16 protein-coding genes, 1 tRNA gene and 1 pseudogene are annotated in these 20,970 nt (G+C 44.4%); 9 read left to right on the forward strand and 9 right to left on the reverse strand.

Annotated features, from left to right (window positions below):
• Window positions 1–521: pseudogene (locus tag B2089_RS04740) on the reverse strand (pyruvate:ferredoxin (flavodoxin) oxidoreductase); the annotation flags it as partial.
• Window positions 522–749: 228 nt separating this feature from the next.
• On the opposite strand from B2089_RS04740, the gene B2089_RS04745 reads away from it, so the two are divergent.
• The 3 genes from B2089_RS04745 (at window position 750) to B2089_RS04755 (ending at window position 5,671) form a co-directional block, all read left to right on the forward strand.
• Complete coding sequence (locus tag B2089_RS04745; protein ID WP_296323510.1) at window positions 750–1,574, forward strand: hypothetical protein; 825 nt, start codon at window positions 750–752, stop codon at window positions 1,572–1,574.
• 55 nt (window positions 1,575–1,629) lie between these two features.
• On the forward strand, window positions 1,630–3,288 hold the full coding sequence (locus B2089_RS04750) for an Hsp70 family protein (RefSeq protein ID WP_296323507.1): 1,659 nt from the start codon (window positions 1,630–1,632) through the stop codon (window positions 3,286–3,288).
• Window positions 3,289–3,358: 70 nt separating this feature from the next.
• A complete protein-coding gene (locus tag B2089_RS04755; protein ID WP_296323504.1) occupies window positions 3,359–5,671 on the forward strand; it encodes a flagellar assembly lytic transglycosylase in 2,313 nt (770 codons plus the stop codon).
• Between the two features lie 103 nt (window positions 5,672–5,774).
• On the opposite strand, the gene B2089_RS04760 is transcribed toward B2089_RS04755, so the two are convergent.
• From B2089_RS04760 to B2089_RS04770, 3 genes are read right to left on the reverse strand one after another with little or no spacing between them, the layout of a single operon-like run.
• Window positions 5,775–7,826, reverse strand: coding sequence for a CHASE2 domain-containing protein (locus B2089_RS04760; RefSeq protein ID WP_296323499.1), 2,052 nt, complete (start codon window positions 7,824–7,826; stop codon window positions 5,775–5,777).
• A gap of 8 nt (window positions 7,827–7,834) precedes the next feature.
• The gene (locus B2089_RS04765) at window positions 7,835–8,830 is read right to left on the reverse strand and encodes a M48 family metalloprotease (RefSeq protein WP_296323496.1); all 996 of its coding nucleotides are present in this window, start codon (window positions 8,828–8,830) and stop codon (window positions 7,835–7,837) included.
• Between the two features lies 1 nt (window position 8,831).
• Window positions 8,832–9,314: a hypothetical protein gene (locus B2089_RS04770; RefSeq protein ID WP_296323491.1), complete on the reverse strand. Its 483-nt coding sequence runs from the start codon at window positions 9,312–9,314 to the stop codon at window positions 8,832–8,834.
• A gap of 125 nt (window positions 9,315–9,439) precedes the next feature.
• On the opposite strand from B2089_RS04770, the gene B2089_RS04775 reads away from it, so the two are divergent.
• Complete coding sequence (locus B2089_RS04775; RefSeq protein ID WP_296323488.1) at window positions 9,440–11,182, forward strand: cation:proton antiporter; 1,743 nt, start codon at window positions 9,440–9,442, stop codon at window positions 11,180–11,182.
• A 5-nt stretch (window positions 11,183–11,187) separates the two neighbouring features.
• Here the strand turns inward: B2089_RS04775 and B2089_RS04780 are convergent, their stop codons facing one another.
• A complete protein-coding gene (locus B2089_RS04780) occupies window positions 11,188–11,781 on the reverse strand; it encodes a shikimate kinase (protein ID WP_296323485.1) in 594 nt (197 codons plus the stop codon).
• Window positions 11,782–11,827: 46 nt separating this feature from the next.
• Between B2089_RS04780 and B2089_RS04785 the strand changes: the two genes are divergently transcribed.
• From B2089_RS04785 to B2089_RS04795, 3 genes are all read left to right on the forward strand, one after another.
• A complete protein-coding gene (locus tag B2089_RS04785; RefSeq protein ID WP_296323481.1) occupies window positions 11,828–12,508 on the forward strand; it encodes a PrsW family glutamic-type intramembrane protease in 681 nt (226 codons plus the stop codon).
• Between the two features lie 18 nt (window positions 12,509–12,526).
• Window positions 12,527–12,599, forward strand: a tRNA-Met gene (locus B2089_RS04790).
• A 557-nt stretch (window positions 12,600–13,156) separates the two neighbouring features.
• Entirely contained in the window at window positions 13,157–13,390 is a 234-nt protein-coding gene (locus tag B2089_RS04795; protein ID WP_296323478.1) for a hypothetical protein, read from the forward strand.
• Window positions 13,391–13,439: 49 nt separating this feature from the next.
• Here the strand turns inward: B2089_RS04795 and B2089_RS04800 are convergent, their stop codons facing one another.
• Window positions 13,440–14,744, reverse strand: coding sequence for an NCS2 family permease (locus B2089_RS04800; protein WP_296323475.1), 1,305 nt, complete (start codon window positions 14,742–14,744; stop codon window positions 13,440–13,442).
• 206 nt (window positions 14,745–14,950) lie between these two features.
• Here B2089_RS04800 and B2089_RS04805 point away from each other — a divergent pair, with 206 nt between their 5' ends.
• Both B2089_RS04805 and B2089_RS04810 read left to right on the forward strand, forming a co-directional pair.
• Entirely contained in the window at window positions 14,951–16,123 is a 1,173-nt protein-coding gene (locus tag B2089_RS04805) for a glutamine synthetase family protein (protein WP_296323470.1), read from the forward strand.
• A gap of 12 nt (window positions 16,124–16,135) precedes the next feature.
• The gene (locus tag B2089_RS04810) at window positions 16,136–16,702 is read left to right on the forward strand and encodes an ANTAR domain-containing response regulator (RefSeq protein WP_296323467.1); all 567 of its coding nucleotides are present in this window, start codon (window positions 16,136–16,138) and stop codon (window positions 16,700–16,702) included.
• Here B2089_RS04810 and B2089_RS04815 read toward each other — a convergent pair.
• The 3 genes from B2089_RS04815 to B2089_RS04825 all read right to left on the reverse strand — a co-directional run bounded on the left by B2089_RS04815 (window position 16,699) and on the right by B2089_RS04825 (window position 20,903).
• On the reverse strand, window positions 16,699–17,508 hold the full coding sequence (locus B2089_RS04815; RefSeq protein ID WP_296686184.1) for a phosphatase PAP2 family protein: 810 nt from the start codon (window positions 17,506–17,508) through the stop codon (window positions 16,699–16,701). The genes B2089_RS04810 and B2089_RS04815 overlap by 4 nt on opposite strands.
• An 18-nt stretch (window positions 17,509–17,526) precedes the next feature.
• Window positions 17,527–19,464 carry an SPOR domain-containing protein gene (locus B2089_RS04820; RefSeq protein ID WP_296323461.1) on the reverse strand — a complete coding sequence of 646 codons (1,938 nt, stop codon included), beginning with the start codon at window positions 19,462–19,464 and terminating at the stop codon, window positions 17,527–17,529.
• Window positions 19,465–19,547: 83 nt separating this feature from the next.
• Window positions 19,548–20,903 (reverse strand): glycoside hydrolase family 28 protein, encoded by a 1,356-nt coding sequence (locus B2089_RS04825; RefSeq protein WP_296323458.1) that lies wholly within the window; start codon window positions 20,901–20,903, stop codon window positions 19,548–19,550.
• Between the last annotated feature and the right edge of the window lie 67 nt (window positions 20,904–20,970).

Genomic DNA, 20,970 nt, shown 5'->3' on the forward strand with positions numbered 1-20,970 from the left:
AAACCGTCGAAGAAGTTGATGAAAGCGACTTTGCCTTCGAGAGCTGCCAGGTGAGCAACCGGAGCCAAGTCCATAACTTCCTGTGGATTTGATTCAGCGAACATTGCGGCACCTGTCTGTCGGCAGGCGTAAACATCCGAATGGTCACCGAAGATGTTCAAAGACTGTGTGGCAACACAACGAGCTGCGACATGGAATACACAAGGAAGCTGTTCAGCAGCAATCTTGTACATGTTTGGAATCATCAAGAGCAAGCCCTGTGAAGCAGTAAAGGTGGTTGTGAGCGCACCTGATGCCAATGAACCGTGAACTGTACCAGCAGCACCAGCTTCTGATTCCATTTCGATAACTTTTACTTTGTTACCAAAAATGTTTTTCTGACCAGCAGCTGACCAGTTATCAACCCAGTCTGCCATTGGAGATGAAGGAGTGATTGGATAGATACCAGCGACTTCTGTGAACGCATAAGCGACATGAGCTGCAGCCTGGTTTCCGTCCATTGACTGTTTTTTTCTGGACATTTTGTCCTCCTATAAAATAGTAAAAAAAGAAGATTCGGAAATGGATTAGAATCTTCTATGAAAAAAAATACATGAAATGATTACCTAATAGAATAAACCTAAATCAAGAATCTTACAAGGGTAATTTTTTCTTCTAAGATGATGAAAAATAAAATATCTTCAGTTATAATGAGAAAAACCGATATTTAAACAAAACAGCAAAAGTGAAATTCATTTTGGGGGAAATATATGAAAAAATTAATGTTTATTATTGCCGTAAGCGCGCTCTCTGCACAGCTTTTCGCATTCGACCCAGAGGTATCTCTCAAACCTGTCGGGACTGTAAGCGAATACACAAAAACAGAGTACCAAATCACAGAAAAATTCGGCGATTATTACCGCTCACCACGCGCAAAATTCGTTCATGTTTTCAACGCTGCTGGCAAAGAAACAGAAGCATCTGAACTCACAAGCAAAGACTCTCTCATCGACCGCATTACATACAAATATGAAGGAAACAATCTCGTTGAAACAGTCTGCACCGATGCTGATGGAAAAGTTTTCTGGAAAATCACAACAACATACGATGCAGAGGGCCGCAAGGCAGACGAATCAGAATTTAACTCAAGCGACAATCTCGTAAACCGCACAATCTGGCGCGTCAACGGAAATCAGGTTGATGAGTCATATTACAATGCAGACGGAACACTTCTTTCAAAAATCATCACAAAATACGATGAGCAGAACAGAATTGAAGAAGTCGCTCAGTACCATGCCGCAGGTTTCCTTGAAGAAAAATCAGTATATTCTTACAACGATGCTGGAAAACTTTCGGAAATTTCTTACTATAATGGCGCAGACCTTCTCACAAAAAAAGTTGTATTCCGCTTCGATGCTTCATATCAGATTACCGAGGAACAGACTTACAATGCGGCAAACAAACTTATCGTTCGCGTAATCTACAAATATGACGGAAGTGGTAATATTATCAAAACTACGACTTACAATGTCGCAGAAAAATTCGGGACAACTGTAAACGAACTTGCAGGAATTTCTGAATATTCTTACAAATAACAGGATTTGACCGTTCGGATTTTTTGAAGATTCGAGAAACTAAGAGGGGAAACAGATGAAAACAATCGGAATCAAACTTGCTGATGGAACATTTTATCCAGTTCTTGAAGAAGGCTCGCCCAAAAAAAGAATGTTGGATTTAACCACAGCGAAAGACAACCAGACAAAAGTTCAGATTGACTTGTATCGTTCAGAAAATGGCACTATGGAAGATGCCGAGTATGTCGATACCCTTGAGGTAACAAAACTCAATCCTCACCCGAACGGAGAGCCGGAACTTCACCTTTCGGTGGGCTTGGATGAAGAAAATCGTCTTACAGCAGAAGTCGTTGACCCGGAGACTGGCAAAAAAAGTGAGACTGAAGTCACATTGGTTTCACGAACCGCTGCCGAGCGCTCAGAACCATCAGATTTTGCAATCGCAGGAGCAGGAACAGGCCTCGTTTCAGAAGAATCAATTGCAGAAAATGACTCTGGCGATGCCACTTTCTCACCAGACGAACTTCCTGACATGGGAACGACGGCTCTCGAAGACATGCCCTTCGCATTTGATCACTCAGAACCTCATGCAACAAGCGATTTGAGTCCTTCAGCAACTTCATCGTCTTCAGATTCTGATGATTTTGAAGGAGCACTTCCAGATTTCTCCGATTTGGACGATGATATTCCTGTCGAAGACACGACTCTTGAATCTATCAAATTTTCAAATAACCCGATTTCTGAAACCGAAAGCAGTGATGTAATCGGAACAGAAAGTCCAGCTTTGGAAACTTCAGATTCAGACGATCAGACTGTCAGCGACAATTTCTCAACTGAAGATTTTTCTCTCCCAGACTTTGATGATGACAGCACTTTGTCAGACAATTCACTCTCTGAAAATACTGATGAAACAGTAAGCGCAGAGCCTGAAAACTTCGATTTACCAGATTTTGACACACCTGCTTCAGACACAACAGATTTTTCTTCAGATACATCTACAACAGGTCTTAATTTCGATGATTTGGACGATCCTTCATTCAATTCAACGGAATTCGATTCTACTTTGGATGACTTAAATTCAGAATCTGAGAACGATTTCACTGACAATACGACGGCCACCGGCTCAGCGATGGATTTCTCTGACCTTTATGACAAAGAAACCCTTGCAGGTGAGCATGCCTCTCTTTATGACGATGAGGAAGAAGAAAAGAAAACCCGCACTCCAGTGATTATCTGCATTATCTGTGCGATTATCTGTATCATCGCTACAGTTCTGCTCCTCTTTATCATTCCGTCAAAATACAATCTCATTGCATCCCGCAATACGAACGGCATTTCACTTCTTGACCGCTTCTTCTCAAAAGAAAAAGAAAGTGCCGTTGAAAAAACAGTTGAAACTCCAGCCCAGCTTGAAGAGCCAAAAGAAGAGACAAAAATCATCGATGTTGTGGTTGAAGAGCCAAAATCTGCCCCGGAAGCAGTCGAAGATAAAATCGTAATTGCTCCAGAGCCGGAAAAAGTCGTTCCAAAGCCAGCTCCTGTGGAAGAAAAAAAGCCGGAAGTCAAAAAATCAGCGGACGCAAAATATCACATCCGTTGGGGCGACACCCTTTGGGATATTTCTGAGTCTTACTACAAAACACCATGGAAATACCCGAAAATCGCCGACTACAACAAAATCAAAAATCCGGATCTGATTATTTCCGGAACAGATATTTTGATTCCTGCGGAGTAATTTGAAACACAGATTATCACAGATTAGATTTAATTTGTGATAGTCTGTTTTTTTTGTTAAAATCTTCTATATGAAAAAAGTCCTTCCTTTTCTTGTTTTCCTTTTGGTTTTTTCCGCCTGTGCGCCCGTGGGAATTTCCATCTCAAAAAACTCTCCCCAAAAGAAATTCGGTGACGACGCGCATTATTTTCTCGCCTTGCAGGCAGCGGACAGGGGGGACGAGGCCGAAGCCCAGCGACTTTTTAAAATCTCCCGCAAAAAATCAAATTCCTTAATCGCAAAACGAAGCGCAGAAGCCCTCACTTTGCTTGGAAGCGTTTCTGATCGCATTGAGGCGGCGCAGTTTCTCGCAGAAAACTACACGGACGAAAATTCCCTTGTAACGGCTTGCCAGGAATTGTTCAATCACGGCGAATATGCAAAAATCATTTCCCTTACGGACGGTATTTCCCTTGCAGATTCAAGAAATGAACTTATAAAATTACGCCTGCTTTCCCTTGCCCAAAAAAGAGACAGTCGCTTTGACTCGGAATTTTTCAAGTGGTATGTGAGCCGCCCCCTTTCAAGCGAACATCTGGAAAGTTACGCGACTTATATAGCGCTCCTCAACGAAAAAAACAAAAATATCGAAGCCGAAAGCGAAAAATTCCAAAAAGATTTGAACAAACGAAGCCTGCTTGAAAGTCAGTTAGCCCCGGATTATAAAGAAAAGCCGTACTCGGAATCAGATTCCGCCCAAAACTCCATTGTTCCAGAGGGCGGATTTGACCCGCTTTTTGAAGCACTGTCCGAGGCAGAAAATCCCGAAAAAACAATCATGGAATTCAGAATCGCCGTTTTCCACCGGAGCTACAAACTTACAATCGACCAAATCGACAAAATCTTCCAGATTTATAAAAATCGCGGCGAAGAAGTAGACTCACAGATTCTTTCTGACATCGGAAAATCCACTTTGTACGGCACGAAAGATTATTTTACTTCCGCACGGAAATTCGACACATTGGCAAAAGAATTGCCCCGCGAAAAGGCCTATTTCGCTCATTTTTACGCTGCCCGCCTCTATGACAAGGCCGGACGCTACCCACGGCAGACAGTCTCCCGCTTCCGAAGCGCCCTTGAATCCACCGATGATGCCCCACAATTCGACAACTGCCTCTGGTATCTTCTCAACTTCCAGCTGCGAACTTCCACCGATGACATAATTTCAACGCTGACAGAATACGGCTCGCGAATCAATGACCCGGAATATTTCGATGATTTTTTTGACTCACTCTCAATTCTCTTGCTTTCAAGTCACCGCTGGCAGGATTTTTACAAAGTCTGGAAAACGACAAATTCAAATTTCTCGGATTACACTCAGGGAAAATATGCCTACATTTCAGGCCGTCTGATTGAGGAAGGCTTGGCTCAGGGCGATGAAGGACTTAAAACCCGCCAGACTGTCGAAGCATACACTCAGGTTCTCAATTCAAATTCTTCTCTCTATTATAAAGTTTGCGCCATGGAAAGGCTCAATGTCACCGACAAGGCTTTGATTGAGTCTTACCTGTTGAAGAAAAATGCTGAAGGAGCAGAAAGTGCCAGCGGGAATGCAGAAAGCCCTGATGCGAGCCAGCTTTTAAAAGGTTACGAAGAATTCGGCTTTCCCCAAAGAGTTTATTCAGAATGGTTCGCCAACCGAAACAATCTTTCGATTCAAGATGCAATAGACGCAAGCTCTTTTTTAAGCCGCTGTGCAGAAGCCAGCAAGGATAATTCTTACAATGTGCAGAGCCTTAGAATTGCCGCCCGCCGTTTTGAAAGCACAGAAGGTAAGATTCCACGGGAACTGCTTGAACGCAATTTTCCCCAATTCTATAAATCAATAATCGATAAAGCCGCAAAAGAATTTGAAGTGCCGGATTATCTCATGTATGCCCTTGTCCGAAGCGAGAGTTTTTTTGACGCAGGCGCCACGAGTAAAGCCGGCGCGAACGGCCTCACCCAGCTTATGGAAGCTACCGCCGATGACGAGGCACGCAAACTTAAGCTTGGCGATAATTACGATATTTTTGCCCCAGAAACGAATGTTCGCATGGGGGCACATTATCTTTCCTCCCTCATTTCACGCACCGACGAGAATAATGAATTGCTCGCCCTTTACGCATACAATGCAGGCCTTACGAATGTACGGAACTGGGTCAAGCGCTTCCGAAGCGATTGGTCAACTACAGGAAAGGCCTCATATCAGCCGGCAGGAATCAGCATGGACTTATTCCTGGAATCCCTTCCTTTTGCTGAAACGCGGGAATACGGCAGAAAAGTGATTGCGGCAGCGGCCATGTACGCATATCTTTATGATGAGAAACTTCCCTGCGAAACCGTACGCGAAATAATGTATTAGAGGAGAGGTCAAGCCCGCATGGAGGCGGGTAAAAGACAGTTGTCCGCGAGAATTTGACGACCATGTAACGGGCGCAAATTCTCGTCACGACATGGATGTCGAATTATTTTTCTGTAGCACGAAGGATTCCATCCCAGTTTTCGGGCGGATTCTGAATCAGCTTTTCACATTTGTCGATGAATTTTACTGACGGAGCGTCATTTTCTGAATTTGAAGAGAATTTCGCCTTAGCTCCGGCAAAATCACCCTTCACAAACAAGGAGTATGCCTCATCGTAGACTTTTCGACTTTCTGTGCTTTCATCGAATTCTTCGTTTGTCATGGGAACGAAAACCTGCACTCCCTCTTTTTTTCCAACGACGGCAATATTTGAAATCGGGCGGAATTTATACTCACAGCCGTGAGAAAGGGCGCTTTCCATCGTGGCTTTGCTACACATAGTGTATGTTCCGAACTGCTTGTTTATTCCCTCCAGACGGCTGGCAAGATTCACCGTGTCCCCCATCATCGTGTAGTCAAAACGACTTCTGCTTCCCATGTTGCCGACAACTGCCGTTCCTGTATTCAAACCGATTCTCTGGACAAAAGACTTTCCAGTGACTTTTGTGAGTTCGTCCTGCATTTCGCGGAGTTTTTTCTGGCAAGCGAGCGCGGCATCAACTGCCCTTTTGGCATGGTCTTCTTGTTTTGTCGGCGCACCCCAAAAAGCAATGATTGCGTCTCCTTCATATTTATCAATTGTTCCACCGTGTGCGAGGATAATATCTGTCATTGCGCTCAAGTAATTGTTTAGCAAATCGGTAAGTTCTTTAGGCGTAAGTTTTTCTGAAATCGAAGTGAATCCCTGGACATCAGAAAAATATGCCGTGATTTCCCGTTCCTCGCCGCCAAGATTCAGTTTTTCAGGATTGGCAATCAGATTTTCGATAACGGCAGGACTCAAATACTGCTTGAACGCGGCTTTGAGATAGCGTTTTTGATGCCCCTCGGTCATATAGCCCTCAAAAATCGCGGTGATGTACGAAAGAAGGAATGCAAGAACAACTGTCACGACAGGAAGAATATAACCTGCGACAAAAACTGCATAGGAAATAACAATATAGGTCACGCAGACGGCAAATGCAAAAATCGTTTTTACCACGAGAGAGACAATCCGCGCCTGAGAAATTGACGAACCGAGCAAAAATCCACCAAAAACACAAAGAAGCACGAGCAAAATCGTCACAAAAATCGGAACATCGCGAAGATAATTCTCTTGCAAAATCGTGTCTAACTGACAAAGATGCACGCCGACTCCGGGATATGTGGCTGAAAGAGGAGTAGCGCAAATATCGAAAAGACCTGGCGCATACAATCCAAAGAAAATGTAGGAATCTTTGAATTGCTCTGGTGGGATAAAATTCTCTCCTTGCTCTGACCTTGCCTCCTGCAAGGCATTAGTTTCAGTCTCTTCTATTAAAATCTCGCTTTGAAGAATCTGCTTTGCCGAATAGGGAACAAACTGGTTCAAATCTTTTGCATAACGAATGTACATTCCGCCCTGCCGTGCGCGGGGAATCGAATCAAAGTCGAGTGTGCCGTTTTTGACGAGGTAGCTGGAAATTGAAAGACCGTATTCACCATTCCTGGATGGCTCAACTGGATTTCGACGAGCAACTCTGTCAGAATCGAGACTTGAACTCACATTTCCGAGCAACGCTGCGCTGTCTCGCAAAGCCAAAATCGGCAAAGTCGGCTCGCTTTCTTTGTTTTCATAAAACACAGTCTGAATCACGCGCCCGAAATTCTTGGAACTTTCGGCGAATTTTTCATCATCTTGCTCACCATAAACCGATGGCTCGGAATAAATCATATCAAACGCAAAAGAAGCAGCCCCCGCGCGATTAAAATAATCAACCATTTTTGCATAAGCCTCACGCGGCCACGGCCAGCCCCAGCCGAATTCGGATTTTGCCCAGTCCAAACTTTCTTGGTCGAGCAGAACGAGCGAAATTTCTTCGGATGGCGAAAAATGCACCGAAGAAAGAGCCATTCGCGTATCGTAGGCTTTGTTTTCCGCCCAGTTGAGCGCGCCCGTGAGAGCAAGGGCTGAAATTACGGCGAAAAGCGCAAAAAGTGAAATGATTTGTTGTCGGATTTTTTTGACTTTTTTCATACTTCTTCCTATTTATTTTTTGCGAAGCGTGCCGTACGATAGGCTCTTGTGTCGGCCGATAAAGTCACTTGTTTTAGGGCAGAGTTTACATTGCTGATACGCTGGTCTGGCGAAGGATGGGTCTTATACATACCACTTGATTTTCCTGTCTGAGAAGCTTTGAGAAGAGAGAGCATGTCTAGCATTGACGAAGGATTGTAGCCCGCGCTTGCCATGAGCGTGAGAGCGAGCGTGTCCGCGTCGAATTCCTGATTTTTGGAATAGCCGTTGTTCACCATGTCCGTGACGACATCGCTGACCATATCGTTCATTGTGCTTGCAAGTTCCGCGTCTTTTTTGGCGACAGAAACGGCTGCGCTTGTGGCAGAAATGCCAGCCGCCGTCCATCGGCTTGTTTTAATCGCCTTGAGACTATGCTGAAGCTGAATGTGAGCGATTTCATGAGCTATTACTCCGGCCAGCGCGTCTTCGCTGTTCGTGCAGGCCAAAAGTCCGCGGGTAATGAAGATATGTCCGCCGCTCGTTGCAAAGGCATTCACTTCGCTTGAATCAAGAATCTTCACATGGTAGCCGTTGTACAACTCAGGTTTTTCAGAATTGATTACGATTACATTGCAGATTTTATTGAGATAGGCTTCCGTTGCTGGCGCAGAATATACCTTGTAATTGCTGAGAATCGTTGCCGCGACTGCCCGGCCAATGTAATATTCGTTTTCGGGTGTGATTTCTTCCATTGCCTTAGAGACCGAAGCACCAGCATTCAAAGCAGCCCCGGCCTCTCCGTAGCCTGCCGCGCTGGCAATCTCACTTGCCGCAGAAAGTGCGCTGGTAAGTCCACTTGAAGACGCGCAAGAAGTCAAAGAAATTAGCAATGAGAAGTTAGCAATTAGCAATGAAGAGAATATTCTTCGCTTGTTTCGACTACGCTCAACAACCGTCGTTCGGAATGACGAGAGAGTCGCACTGAATAACAATTTTCCGTTTTCCGTTTTCATTTTTAACATTTTACTCGCCCTCCTTTAAGTGACCTTCGCTGATAAAGGCGGAAAGTTCTGAATCAGACACAGTGATTTTTTCAACCCGGTCAACTTCTTCATAATTCAGGCTTGCGTTTGAAGATTTGAAGGCATTTTCGGCTTCCTCGGAAAATCCCTTTCCCGCAAGGGCAAGTTCGTTTGAAGAAGCATTCACAGAAGTGCTGCCAGATTTTGCGATTTTTTTGCTGGTGAGGCTTCCATTTGGAATCCAGCCCGTAACCGAAGCATTTGATGAAAGTCTGACCCGTGATTTTTTGGAATTGCTTTCAAGCACGATAAGGGCATCTCCGTAAGTGACCGTGGCGGTTTTTTTGGCGAAAAATCCCGTGCTGCTTTTGAGACTAGTTGATTTTACGGAAACATAGACCGTTGCATTCGTTTTGAATGAAGCGGCAAAAAGAGCGCATGTAAAAAACATTGTGGCGCATAAAAGGCAAATTAATTTTTTCATAGTGCTTTTATTGTACGACAGAAATTTAAAATTAGAAAGAGGAAGTCTAATAACTTTGTCATAGTGACCGCCCCCCCCTTAAAACCCCCATTCTCATTTTTTATGCAAGACGGTATACTTTTTTTATGGAAAACCCTTTGTCTACTCTTTTGCCGTCAGCCTTTCATTTTCTCTCGCTGAACGGCTCCCAGCTTATGCTTTTGGTCGGAATCATGATGTTTTTCGGTTCTTTCGGAGGCCGCATTTTTCAGAAATTAAAGATTCCCCAGGTCGTAGGCTATATCGTAATCGGAATTATCATCGGAGTTTCGGGTTTTGCCGTCCTCGGAAAAAACACCGTGGCAGCCCTCAACCCCATTTCTACGGCCTCGCTCAGTCTCATCGGCTTTTTGGTCGGTGCGGAGCTTAAAATCGATGTGATTAAAAAATACGGAAAACAGTTCGTTGGAATCTTAATCGGCGAGTCAATCACGCCATTTTTCGTCGTGGGAATTTTAACAGGAAGCGTCACCTATCTTTTTACAAAGTCAATTGCACAGTCTCTTTCTTTCGGGCTTTTGCTGGGCGCGATTTGTTCCGCCACCGCTCCTGCCGCCACCACAGATGTCTTAAAAGAATACCGCACGAAAGGCCCTCTTACCACCACGATTTTGGGAATTGTCGCCATGGATGACGCCGTGGCCCTTATTTTGTACGCCATCGCCGCCACGATTTCAGCCCCTCTCTTGGGCGGTCACACGGTTTCCTTTATCAGCCAGCTGGGAGCCATCGCCTACGATATTTTCGGCTCAGTCGCCCTGGGTCTTGCTTTCGGCTTTATCTTGAATCAGATTATCAAAAATATCATGAACAATGACGGCCGCGTTCTGGGATTTTCTTTGGGAACCCTCTTTTTATGTACGGGCTTGTGCGATGCCTTGGGCTTGGACAATATTCTTTCCGCCATGTTCATCGGATTTTTCATGACGAATTTCGCTCACCCCAAAACCAACGCCATGTTCAAGCTGGTGGAAAAATTCACGCCGCCGATTTATGTGCTTTTCTTCGTCACGGTGGGCGCAAAACTCAACATCTGGATTGTAACGCCCTTTATCGCCGTCATCGCCCTTTTGTATGTGGGCGGCCGCACAATCGGAAAGACCATCGGAAGCCGTCTGGGAGCAAGAATCACTGGCGCGCCGGAAAGCGTACGAAAATATCTTCCATACTGTCTTTTGAGTCAGGCTGGTGTTGCCATCGGACTTTCTATCGCCGCCGGAAACGACTTCCCGGACTCAATCGGCCCGCAAATAATGCTCATAATCACGGCGACCACATTCATCGTTCAGATTCTCGGTCCTATCTGCGTAAAATACGGAGTGAGCAAGGCTGGCGAAGTTGGGCTCAATGTCACCGCTGAAGATTTGATGAAAAACGCAAAAGTCAGCGACATCTCAATCAAGGGAAACATAATCTGCCGGCCAGAGTCCTACACAATAGTCAACGACACGGACATGGTTGGAAAAATCATCAGCAATTTCACCCACCACGAAAACATGAACTATGAAGTGCGGGGAAGCGAGGGCGAAAACAAAGGCAAGCTCATCGGGCAGATTTCCATCGACCACCTTAAAGAGACCATGCAAATCGGCGACATGGGCGAATTTTTGCTGGCAATGGACATCATGGAAAAGCCGAAAATCACCTGCACGCCAGAGCTCTCACTCCCCGAAGCCTACCAACTTTTCAGCGACTACGACACAGAGGCAATTTGCGTGGTAAACGATAAAAACGAACCGCTGGGAATGCTGGAAAAATTCGCCGTTGACCACTACATTCACTCACGAATCGTGGAATTGGAACACAAACTGGCAAAAATGGAAGCGTAAATAATTCATAATGCATAATTCATAATGCAGAATTTTACTAGCGCAGTCAGAATTTTTTTCATATTCTCAGATTTTGACGCGCTGTGCTCTAGCTTGACTTCAACATCGCACAAATCTTTGTAGATTTTCTGCCTCTCTTCGTAAAAATCGTGGAATATTGCCCGGACTTCCTGCACATTCTTGGGATTTTTATTGGCGATATAGGCAGGCAGATTTTTCATCGTGCCGTCAGAATCGTATTTGATTTCCCAGACAATGCGATTGGCGGCAGTTTTTTCGTCTGCGTTCAAAAAAACGAACTTTCCGATTTTGTGCAGGGCTTCAAGGGCTGCCGGATTATTGCAAATTCCGCCACCAGTGGCAATTACCGCTTTCTGTTCTGCGCCAAGCTTTTCTGCCAATTTTTCACAGGCTTCTTTTTCGGCTTTTAAAAAGGCTTCTTTCCCTTGTTCGGTGTAAATTTGTCTCGGAGACTTTCCTGTCAAAAGCTCAATTTCATCGTCGGTATCAAAAAATGGGCAATCAGAGTGTTTTGCAAGCATCTTCCCCTGCGTAGATTTTCCGCAATGTTTAATCCCCAAAAGAATAATCGAACTCATGAAATTATTATAGTTTTTCGCAAGAAAAAATGATAGAATCTTTGCCATGAATTTGTACGCACTTTTAGGGATTTGTTTTATTCCAACTGCTCTTTTCTTTGCGCTTGCCCTTATCCTAAATAAAAATCTGAAGATACAATTTTGCGTCTGGGCTTGTCTGCTGGCCCTCGTAACCGTCATCCCCACCTCGATGATTCAGTTTTATGTACTCAGCCTGCCGATTTTTACCGCGACTACTTTTGCAGCCGTTATGATTACGGCGATTTTGCTCAACGGTCTTATCGAAGAGTCCATGAAAATGCTCTTTATGTGCCTGATTCCCCAAAAAAAGCAAATTTTAAGCACATATTTTTGCTGCGTGATTTTGTACGGTCTCACTGTAGGCGGTTTTGAGTCAGTGATTTATGTCATCAAAAAATTTCAGGAAATTCAGGGCCAAGGCGGAAAAGAAATCGTTATCCAACTATTACTGAACCGCGTTTTCTCGGCACAGGCAATCCATACTTTCTGCGCTGGCTTGAGCGGCCTGTACATTTGGAATTTCCGCCACCAAAAAAAGAATATCATGCCCTTCGTGTACGCAGTTTTGCTCCACGGAATCTACAACTTCTTCGCAAGTTTCAGTTCGATTTATCATTGGCTAGCAATCGTGGCAATTCTCTTCGCCGCCGTAGAATGTAGAATTTTTTACCTCTCAGCTATTGACAAAAGCGAAAAACAGTTATAAAATACACGAACATTGCGACGCTGGGTAGAGCAGTTGGCAGCTCGTCGGGCTCATAACCCGGAGGCCGTAGGTTCGAGTCCTACCCCAGCTAAAAAGAAAATCTCCTGTAAGAGCAGGAGATTTTTTGTTTTAAATCAAATCTTCTGAAAAGACGGCAAGGACTCGAACCGAAGTGAGCGCCGACCAAAGGGAGAAAAAGGCTGCATGGATGCAGCCGGAAGCGAACGAAGGCGGCTGGAAGGAACAAACATGAGGTTTGTGACTGGAAGCCGAGTCCTACCCCAGCTAAAACTAAAACTTCTCAATTAGTGAGGAGTTTTTTTATTTTAAACACAGCGGTAATGTCTTGAATCCAATTTTATAATGATTTGCATAAAAATCCGCTATAATTCATAATGTATGGCCGATGAATCCGAATGAACTTTCCGCCGCAACATTTCCAAAAACTAACCTTACAATCCTGCAGGACAAATCATCTTTCTGTTTTGGAATCGATGCGGTTCTGCTCGCTGATTTTACGCGAAGGCAAATTCCGCAAGAAAAAATCAAAATGAAGCAAAAAACATTGCCCGACATGAAATACTATGCAGTCTCGAAGATGTTGTTTCGGCGGCAAGCTATCTTTTAAAATCAAACGGAAGTTTTTTTATGATCCACCGGCCGGACCGTCTTTCTGAAATTTTTAACATGCTTTCAAAATACAGGCTCGAACCCAAAACATTGCGTCTCGTCCAGCCATTTTCGGATTCGGCTCCCACGATGGTGCTGATTGAAAGCAGGAAAAATGCCCGTCAAGAAATAAAAATTCTCCCCACGCTCGTGATTTACAAGGCGCAGGGAGAATATTCCGACTCAGTGAATAAAATTTATATGAACCTATAAAATGTGCCGCCTGAAAGCGGCATAAAGAAAATTGACAGGTCAGGCTATCCTATTTGACTGCCTCAAAAATAATATCGAACAGGAATACGATTGCCAAAATCCATGTGACAAGCGGAATCTGCTTTGTTTTGCGAGCCACAACTTTGCACAAAACATAGCTGATGATTCCAAAAGTGATACCCTTTGAAATTGAGTAAGAGAATGGCATGACCATAATCGTAATGAAAGCCGGAATTCCCTCTGAAATATCAGCGAAATCGATTCCCATTACAGAGCGCATCATCAAGAATCCTACGAAAATCAAGGCTGGAGCGGTTGCGGCGGCAGGAACCAAGGCAAAAAGAGGACTGAGGAAAAGTGCGACCAGGAAGAGCAAAGCCGTTACAACTGAAGCCAAACCTGTGCGCGCGCCAGCGGCGACACCAGAAGAGCTTTCAACAAAACTCGTGACGGTTGAAGTTCCCAAACAAGCGCCTACAACGGTTCCAATTGCGTCAGACATGAGCGCGCCTTTTGCATTCACCACGTTTCCGTCTTTATCCTTAAGATTAGCCTGCTCTGCCACGCCTAGCAATGTACCGATTGTATCGAACAGATCCGTAAAAAGGAATGTGAAGAATACGACAAAGAATTTTACGGTTAAGACACTTCCCCACTCAAACATGAACAAGTGAGGGGCGGCCGGAGTTGAGATTGGAGAAAAATCTTTTGGAACAGCCGTTACACCGAAAGGAAGGCCGATGATTGTAGTAATAATGATACCAATCAATATTGCACCCGGAACCTTGAGCGTGTAAAGAATGATTGTGATTACGAGACCGAGAAGAGCGACAATTGCGGATGCGTGCTTCAAATCAAGGTTGACGAAACCAATCAAAGTTCCAGTGTCATTCGCAACGATTCCCGCATTTGCAAGACCAATCAGCGTAATAAACAAACCGATACCGACAGCGACAGCCTTACGAAGATTGAGAGGGATTGATTTGATGATTGCCTCGCGGATTCCAAAAAGAGAAAGAAGGATGAAAAGCACACCCTCAAGCAATACGGCTGTAAGAGCAAATGCCGGCGTACAGCCCATGCCAAGAACGACCGTATATGTAAAGAAGGCGTTCAAGCCCAAGCCTGGTGCAAGGGCAACAGGAAGATTAGCACAAAATGCCATGACAAGGGTTGCAATCGCAGCAGAGACAGCCGTTGCCGTGAATATAGAACCCCATTCCAAGCCGGCCGCAGAGAGAATTCCCGGATTGACCGCCAAAATGTAAGACATAGCAAGGAATGTGGTGATGCCGCCGATTACCTCCCGGCTGACAGTCGTTCCTCGCTCCTGAAGTTTAAAAAATTTGTCCATAGAAGACCCCTTTAATTTTATTACTATTAAATTACACTCTTTCAACAAGTCTTTCAATAATTCTAAAAGCCCTGCCTCGCTTGTAAAATCTGTTGCAAAATCTATCGAAATCAACTATATTATTTTCAACGGCAAAGAGGTCGTAGGTTTTTCGCTCAAGTTATCTTTCAGCGCAAAGTCTACGGCCTTTTTTAATGGAGAAAAACATGTTGTACACACAAGAAGAAGTTTTGGATTATGTAAAAGAAGAAGATGTTAAATTCGTGCGCCTTGCATACTTCGACCTTTCGGGAAAGCAAAAAAACGCCACGATTATGGCAAGTGAGCTTCCCCGCGCATTTGAAAACGGAGTCGCTTTTGACGCTTCGGCAATCCCTGACTTTGAAGAAGCCAACAAGGCAGATTTGTTTCTCTTTCCCGACGCTTCCACACTCTCCGTATTGCCATGGCGGCCAAGCTCAGGAAAGGTAATCCGCATGTTCTGTGACATCCGCCGCTCAGACGGCTCGCCCTACGAAAAGGACTGCCGCCATCTTCTTACCAGCGCGGCTCAAAAAATCAAAGCGGAATGCGGCGTTGACCTTCAAATCGGCACAGAATTTGAATTCTATCTTTTTAAGCTCGATGAAAACGGCGAGACGACGAAAATTCCTTTTGACAAGGCCGGCTACATGGACATAGCCCCGGAAGACAAGGGGGAAAACATCCGCCGAAACATCTGCTTCACCCTGGAACAAATGGGAATCACGCCGGAATCAAGCCACCACGAAGAAGGCCCCGGCCAGAATGAAGTTGATTTCCGCTATTCAGACCCGCTCACCGCCGCCGACAATGCCTCCACTTTCAAATGGATTGTCCGTACAAAGGCAGCAGAAAGCGGCCTCTTCGCAGATTTTTCTCCAAAACCCCTGCTCGACAAGCCCGGAAGCGGAATGCACATCAACATCTCATGCAGCGATACAAGCAAAAATGAGCAGATTCTTGCCGGAATTCTCAGCCACATTGAGGAAATCACCTATTTTCTGAATCCGACAGAAAATTCTTACAACCGGCTCGGCGAGGCCAAGGCACCCCGATTCATCTGCTGGGGCAAGGAAAACCGCTCTGCCCTTATCCGGGTTCCCGCAAGCAAGGACAAAATGCGCCTGGAAATCCGCTCCCCAGACCCAAGCTGCAATCCCTATGTCGCCTTCACTCTGCTAATTCACGCGGCAATTGACGGAATCAAAAACAACATGAAACCGCCTACACCCGCCAGCGAAAATCTTTTTGATTCAACCGTGGCAAAAAAAGTGGCTTACAAGACGATTCCAGACACAATCGAAGAAGCAAAAGAACTCGCCCAAAAAAGCGAATTTGTCAAAGGAATTTTGGGGTAAGACTGAAATAAAATGACAAGTGACAGCCATTCAGTCCTATTGGTGACAAAAGATACGAAAATTTCCTCACTGGTAAGCGTAATGCTGCTTCCGCCACAATTTGAGCTGACCGTCTGCGCTGACTTCAACGAAGCCCGCCGAAAATGTGACGAAAGAAATTTTAATATCGTGATTGCGGATTTTGCCGAGGGCGAAGGCACGGACTTTGCGATTGATATTTCTGACTCCCTGAGCACGATTCTGCTTCTCGCTCCCGCCGAACATTTTGACCAAATCAGCTTTAAGGTTGAGGGCTACGGAATCCTCACCCTCACTTCCCCCTTCGACCAGTTCTATTTTTACAACATGATTAAAGTGGCAATCGCCGTCCAATACAAAGTGCAGGTTCTTTCAAGCAAGGCAATCCAGCTCAAGCAAAAAATGGAAGAAATCCGACTGGTAAACCGGGCAAAAATGCTTTTGATGCAGAGCAAAAATATGACCGAGCAGGAAGCCCACCGCCACATCGAAAAAGAAGCAATGGACACCGGCTCAAAGAAAACCGCCGTGGCAGAGATTATCATCAAGACTTTAAGCTAAAATTTTACTGCGACAGAAAATCCGTTGGCAAGCAAGCCCACATTAAAATCATCGTGCCTGGCATTGAATGTGTGAAGCCAGGGAACTAAAAATCCTACGCCAGATCCAAGCACCGCGCCAGCCAAAACATCCGTCATAAAGTGATTTCCGCTGGAAAGACGCAAAGCCGCCGTTGTCGCCGCAAGGGCATAACTTCCCGCCACCACAGGAATACGCCACTTGGATTCAGGGAAATATTTACAGAAAGTGTAGCTTGCAAAAGTCGCCCCTGCAAAAGCCATTGTCGTGTGTCCGGAAGGAAATGAATTCGCCCAATCCCCAACATCAACATCTTTTTCAGGAAAAGTTTCGGAATCGTAATACATGTAAGGCCTTGTGCGGTTTACGGCAAGTTTTGTCAGTTCCTTGATTCCGTTTGCAATCAAAAGAGTTTCCGCATACATCACGCCGCAAGTAAGCCATTCGTCTTTTTCATTGGCTAAAAGAACCGCCGGAGTCGCCATAGTCGCCACAAGCAAAATGTCTGCGGCTTTGTCACGGGATTTTGAATAGGAATGCATGAAAATCCTATCAAAAGAATTCACATCATCCTTGCAATAAAATTCGCCCTTATACTTCTGGCGATTCAATTTCATTCCATTGTCCAAAATCAAATCACCGCCAGAAAAAGCAAGGCCCGTTCCCAATAAAATTCCATCGCATAGGGGAGAAAGGGCAAAAGGCTTCCCGCCTTCAGAAAAGGCAGGAAAAATCATTAGAAAAGAAAAGCAGATGTAAAAAATTCGTGAAAGAAAAATGTTTCTCATATTCTAATGATGCCTAGCTTAATTCCAAATCTTAAGATCTGTAGCAATTCCAATCAAATCATCTTTATCAAGTGAAGTTTCAGAATTTGAATCAATTGAAATAACATAAGATTTCGTTGAGAAAGAAATTTCTCTTTGATTTTCATTTACGAGATACCAGCCATCAGCTCCCTGAATTGAAATCGGATGGTTAGATTCGGTAACTTCTGAACCATTTTTTGACTCTGTGAAAGTTTTATGCACGCTTTTCGCATTGAAATCATAATCCAAATCATAGAATCCGACATTCACAAGCGCATTTTTCTCAAGCAAAACTGCGCGAGAAAGATAATGTCCGACAATCGGAACCGCCCAATCTGCATTATTTCGTGATATTGCATAACTATCACCAATCTTTGTGAAATTAAATCCTACAAAGTCACGAGAAACAATCTCATTTGCATCAGGAAGCACGAAGAGAGTTTTCCTCAACTGAGGATAAGCAAGCAATGATTCGCCTTTAAATAAATCATTAAGGAAAACTTCAAATTTTTCCTGAGAGAAATCCTTTGTCTTGATTGTGAGGAAGAGTTTTTCACTGTCATTTACACCGTGAAGGACCAGTTCTCCAGCTTCATCATAAATTGAACATGCAAAAACTCCGTGCTCTGACTTCAAATCAATCTTTTTTATCGGTTCAGAGTTTACAGTTCCGAAAGTATAGTCGTCAGCCGTTGCAAGGAATACGCTTACACCCTGACCCATAAGAACATCATAATAATTAGCAAGAGCCGCAGCATGCATTAAAGATTCATCAGAACCAACATAACCATGAACAGAATCAAAATTATTCGGCTTTTCCAGACATTCCATATATTTGTCATGATCAAGCACAAGGAAACCGTCAATCTGGAAATCTTTGTTCACAGGGAAATTCTTAAGAATCAAATCAACGGCAGGCGAAATATTTTTCGGGTATTCATACAATCCGTCATCAAATGTAATCTTTTCCGTCGCAATAACCGTATCATATTTCTCGATTCGAGTCCAAATTGTATTGTAGTCAGATATTTCAGTGTCAAAAACTCCTTTATCGGCAAGCTGATTTTGAAGAGCTTCGGCTTCCTCACGAGTAGCAAAAGCCCCAGCATGTAAATTAAACGAGAAGAATGTTTTGTTGTCGAATGTGTTAACGAGATATGAGTTAAAGCCGAGTTCTGTCAGACGATTTTTATCATTCTCTGCAAAGTCCTTATACTTGTAGCTTCGAACTGCAACAGAATAAGGTCTCTGCTCAGAAAGGATTTCACTCTCTTTGGTGTTTTTTTCAAGGACATTTTCTTCCCCGACTTTTGGATTTACGACTTCTTCTGTTTTTGGAGGATTTTTTTCCTCTTTCTCCTCTTTTACAATAAGTGGCTCAACTTCAGCCTTTTCGACAGGAGCTTTTGCAGGAATTTCTTCCACGCTTTTTACTTCTGGTTCCTCAGGAATCGGCTCGACTTCCCGCACAGGTGCTTGAGGAGCCGTTTTCGCTTCTGCCTTTTTGACAGGAACTGGCTCTGCTTTCGGCGCTGGAACAGGAACAGGAGCTACCTTAGGTGCCGGCTTTGGAGCAGGCGTAACAGTTTTAACTTTTGGAGCTGCGGCTTGTTTTTCTGCACGGCAAACCCAAAATCCTTTTAATCCCAATTCTTTTACGAACGAATATTTTTGAACTTCATCGCGATATTTTCGGGCATCTTCGATTTTTTTGAATTCTTTTGAAAGAAGAACGCGGTAATAATCTTCACTATTAACCTTGGTTCTATATACAAAAGCTGCGACACTTTGATTCTCAAGTCGCGTTACCATTGTCTCTGCATTCTTCAAATTTTTATACGAAGCAACACAGACATGATATCCATCCGCAAATGCCCCGAAAACGAGAATATTCAAAAGAAGAAAAGAAAGCAAAAACTTGAAAGACTTTTTCATGATTCCCCCTAATAAAAAAGCACCCGCATTACACGAGTGCTTATATTATCGGCAGAATTTCACACGATTTTAAGTTTATTTATTTATTCGTAAATAAATGTTTCTTTTGGTCCGTCGATTCGAACATTCTCGAATTTTGCGCCAGGTGCATTTCGGACTCGGAAAGATTTTACGGTAACTTCCGGCAAGCCGTAGAACATGTCGCTTTCCATTGGCGAACGGTCAGAAGACTCGTCCGTGGTGAAGTGACAGTCACGGATTTCAAGATTGTCGATTGGCATTTCCGGCAAACCGACGATGAAGCCTGCGCTTGCCTTGCAGTTTTTGCCCGTACAGCCGATGATTTTTACATCGTGGATACGGGGCGTTTCACTGGTGACAGGCTGCTTATCCAAAGAGAAAAGCGGTGATTTTGTGTCAGTGATGCCGCACTTGTAATACATGTTCATTGCGATCGGGCAGAGAGTGTCGTCCATGACAAGGTCTTTAAGCTCGATGTCGAACAAATCTCCGCCACGACCGCGACGGCTCTTGATTCGGATTCCCCGGTCAGTGCCGCTCAAGTCACAGTTTTCGGCGTGAACATGCTGGATTCCTGCAGCTGTTTCTGAACCGAGAACGATACCGCCGTGAGCAAAGCGGACAGTGCAGTCTTTGATTGTGACATTTACGGTCGGTTTGTTGACGCGGATTCCGTCGGGGCCAGAGCCAGATTTGAGACAGATTCCGTCATCGCCTACAGCAACATAGCAGTTGAGGATTTTTACATTCGTACATGAATCAACATCGATTCCGTCTGTGTTTGGTGCAGAATAAGGATTTTCGACTTTGAGGTTCTGTAAAGTAAGGTCGTCCACATAAAGGGGATGAATCGTCCAGAAAGGAGAATTCTTGATTGATACGCCTTCAAGAACAACTTTCTGGCAGTTGATGAATTCGATGAGAGAAGGTCTGAGGAACTGAGTTTCTCGGCCGCCGCCGCCACCAGCCTGATTTTCGTAACCAGGATTCATTTTTGCGAGGGCAAGCTCATAAGATTCCATAGGCTTTTTCTGACCAGAAGCTTTTTTTGCCTTTACAAGCTTCCACCAAGAATTTCCGTTTCCGTTGATTGTGCCTTTGCCAGTAAGGGTGACATTTTTGCAGTCTGAGGCTCGGATAAGGGCGTGCATTGCGTAACACTCAACGCCTTCCCAGCGAGTGAAAGCAGGAGGATACGCGGTCGGGTCTGTGATGAAAGAAAGTTCCGCGCCTTCTTTAAGCTCCAATGTTGAATTTTCAACCAAGTCGATGGGACCCGTCAGCCAGGTACCCGCATCCACTACAAGCTTTCCACCGCCGTTTTTCGCAAGCTCTTCAAAAGCCGCTTTAAATGAATTTGTATTGTCAAAAACACCGTCGTTCTTGCCACCAAAGTCAGAAATATTTAATTCAGTCATAGTATATCCTCATATTCACTTTTTTGGATTTTACTATTATATACAGTATTTCTCGCGTGAAAAGGCA

It is taken from the genome of Treponema sp. UBA3813, from assembly GCA_002368605.1.
GTDB lineage: Bacteria > Spirochaetota > Spirochaetia > Treponematales > Treponemataceae > Treponema_D.

Excerpts from the sequence above, each read along its gene's own strand:
- B2089_RS04785 (WP_296323481.1), top strand. The coding sequence starts at position 11,828 with ATGAATTTGTACGCACTTTTAGGGATTTGTTTTATTCCAACTGCTCTT.
- B2089_RS04745 (WP_296323510.1), top strand. The coding sequence starts at position 750 with ATGAAAAAATTAATGTTTATTATTGCCGTAAGCGCGCTCTCTGCACAG.
- B2089_RS04755 (WP_296323504.1), top strand. The coding sequence starts at position 3,359 with ATGAAAAAAGTCCTTCCTTTTCTTGTTTTCCTTTTGGTTTTTTCCGCC.
- B2089_RS04800 (WP_296323475.1), bottom strand. The coding sequence starts at position 14,744 with ATGGACAAATTTTTTAAACTTCAGGAGCGAGGAACGACTGTCAGCCGG.
- B2089_RS04775 (WP_296323488.1), top strand. The coding sequence starts at position 9,440 with ATGGAAAACCCTTTGTCTACTCTTTTGCCGTCAGCCTTTCATTTTCTC.
- B2089_RS04760 (WP_296323499.1), bottom strand. The coding sequence starts at position 7,826 with ATGAAAAAAGTCAAAAAAATCCGACAACAAATCATTTCACTTTTTGCG.
- B2089_RS04810 (WP_296323467.1), top strand. The coding sequence starts at position 16,136 with ATGACAAGTGACAGCCATTCAGTCCTATTGGTGACAAAAGATACGAAA.
- B2089_RS04825 (WP_296323458.1), bottom strand. The coding sequence starts at position 20,903 with ATGACTGAATTAAATATTTCTGACTTTGGTGGCAAGAACGACGGTGTT.
- B2089_RS04795 (WP_296323478.1), top strand. The coding sequence starts at position 13,157 with ATGATCCACCGGCCGGACCGTCTTTCTGAAATTTTTAACATGCTTTCA.
- B2089_RS04750 (WP_296323507.1), top strand. The coding sequence starts at position 1,630 with ATGAAAACAATCGGAATCAAACTTGCTGATGGAACATTTTATCCAGTT.
- B2089_RS04765 (WP_296323496.1), bottom strand. The coding sequence starts at position 8,830 with ATGTTAAAAATGAAAACGGAAAACGGAAAATTGTTATTCAGTGCGACT.
- B2089_RS04770 (WP_296323491.1), bottom strand. The coding sequence starts at position 9,314 with ATGAAAAAATTAATTTGCCTTTTATGCGCCACAATGTTTTTTACATGC.
- B2089_RS04815 (WP_296686184.1), bottom strand. The coding sequence starts at position 17,508 with ATGAGAAACATTTTTCTTTCACGAATTTTTTACATCTGCTTTTCTTTT.
- B2089_RS04820 (WP_296323461.1), bottom strand. The coding sequence starts at position 19,464 with ATGAAAAAGTCTTTCAAGTTTTTGCTTTCTTTTCTTCTTTTGAATATT.
- B2089_RS04780 (WP_296323485.1), bottom strand. The coding sequence starts at position 11,781 with ATGAGTTCGATTATTCTTTTGGGGATTAAACATTGCGGAAAATCTACG.
- B2089_RS04805 (WP_296323470.1), top strand. The coding sequence starts at position 14,951 with ATGTTGTACACACAAGAAGAAGTTTTGGATTATGTAAAAGAAGAAGAT.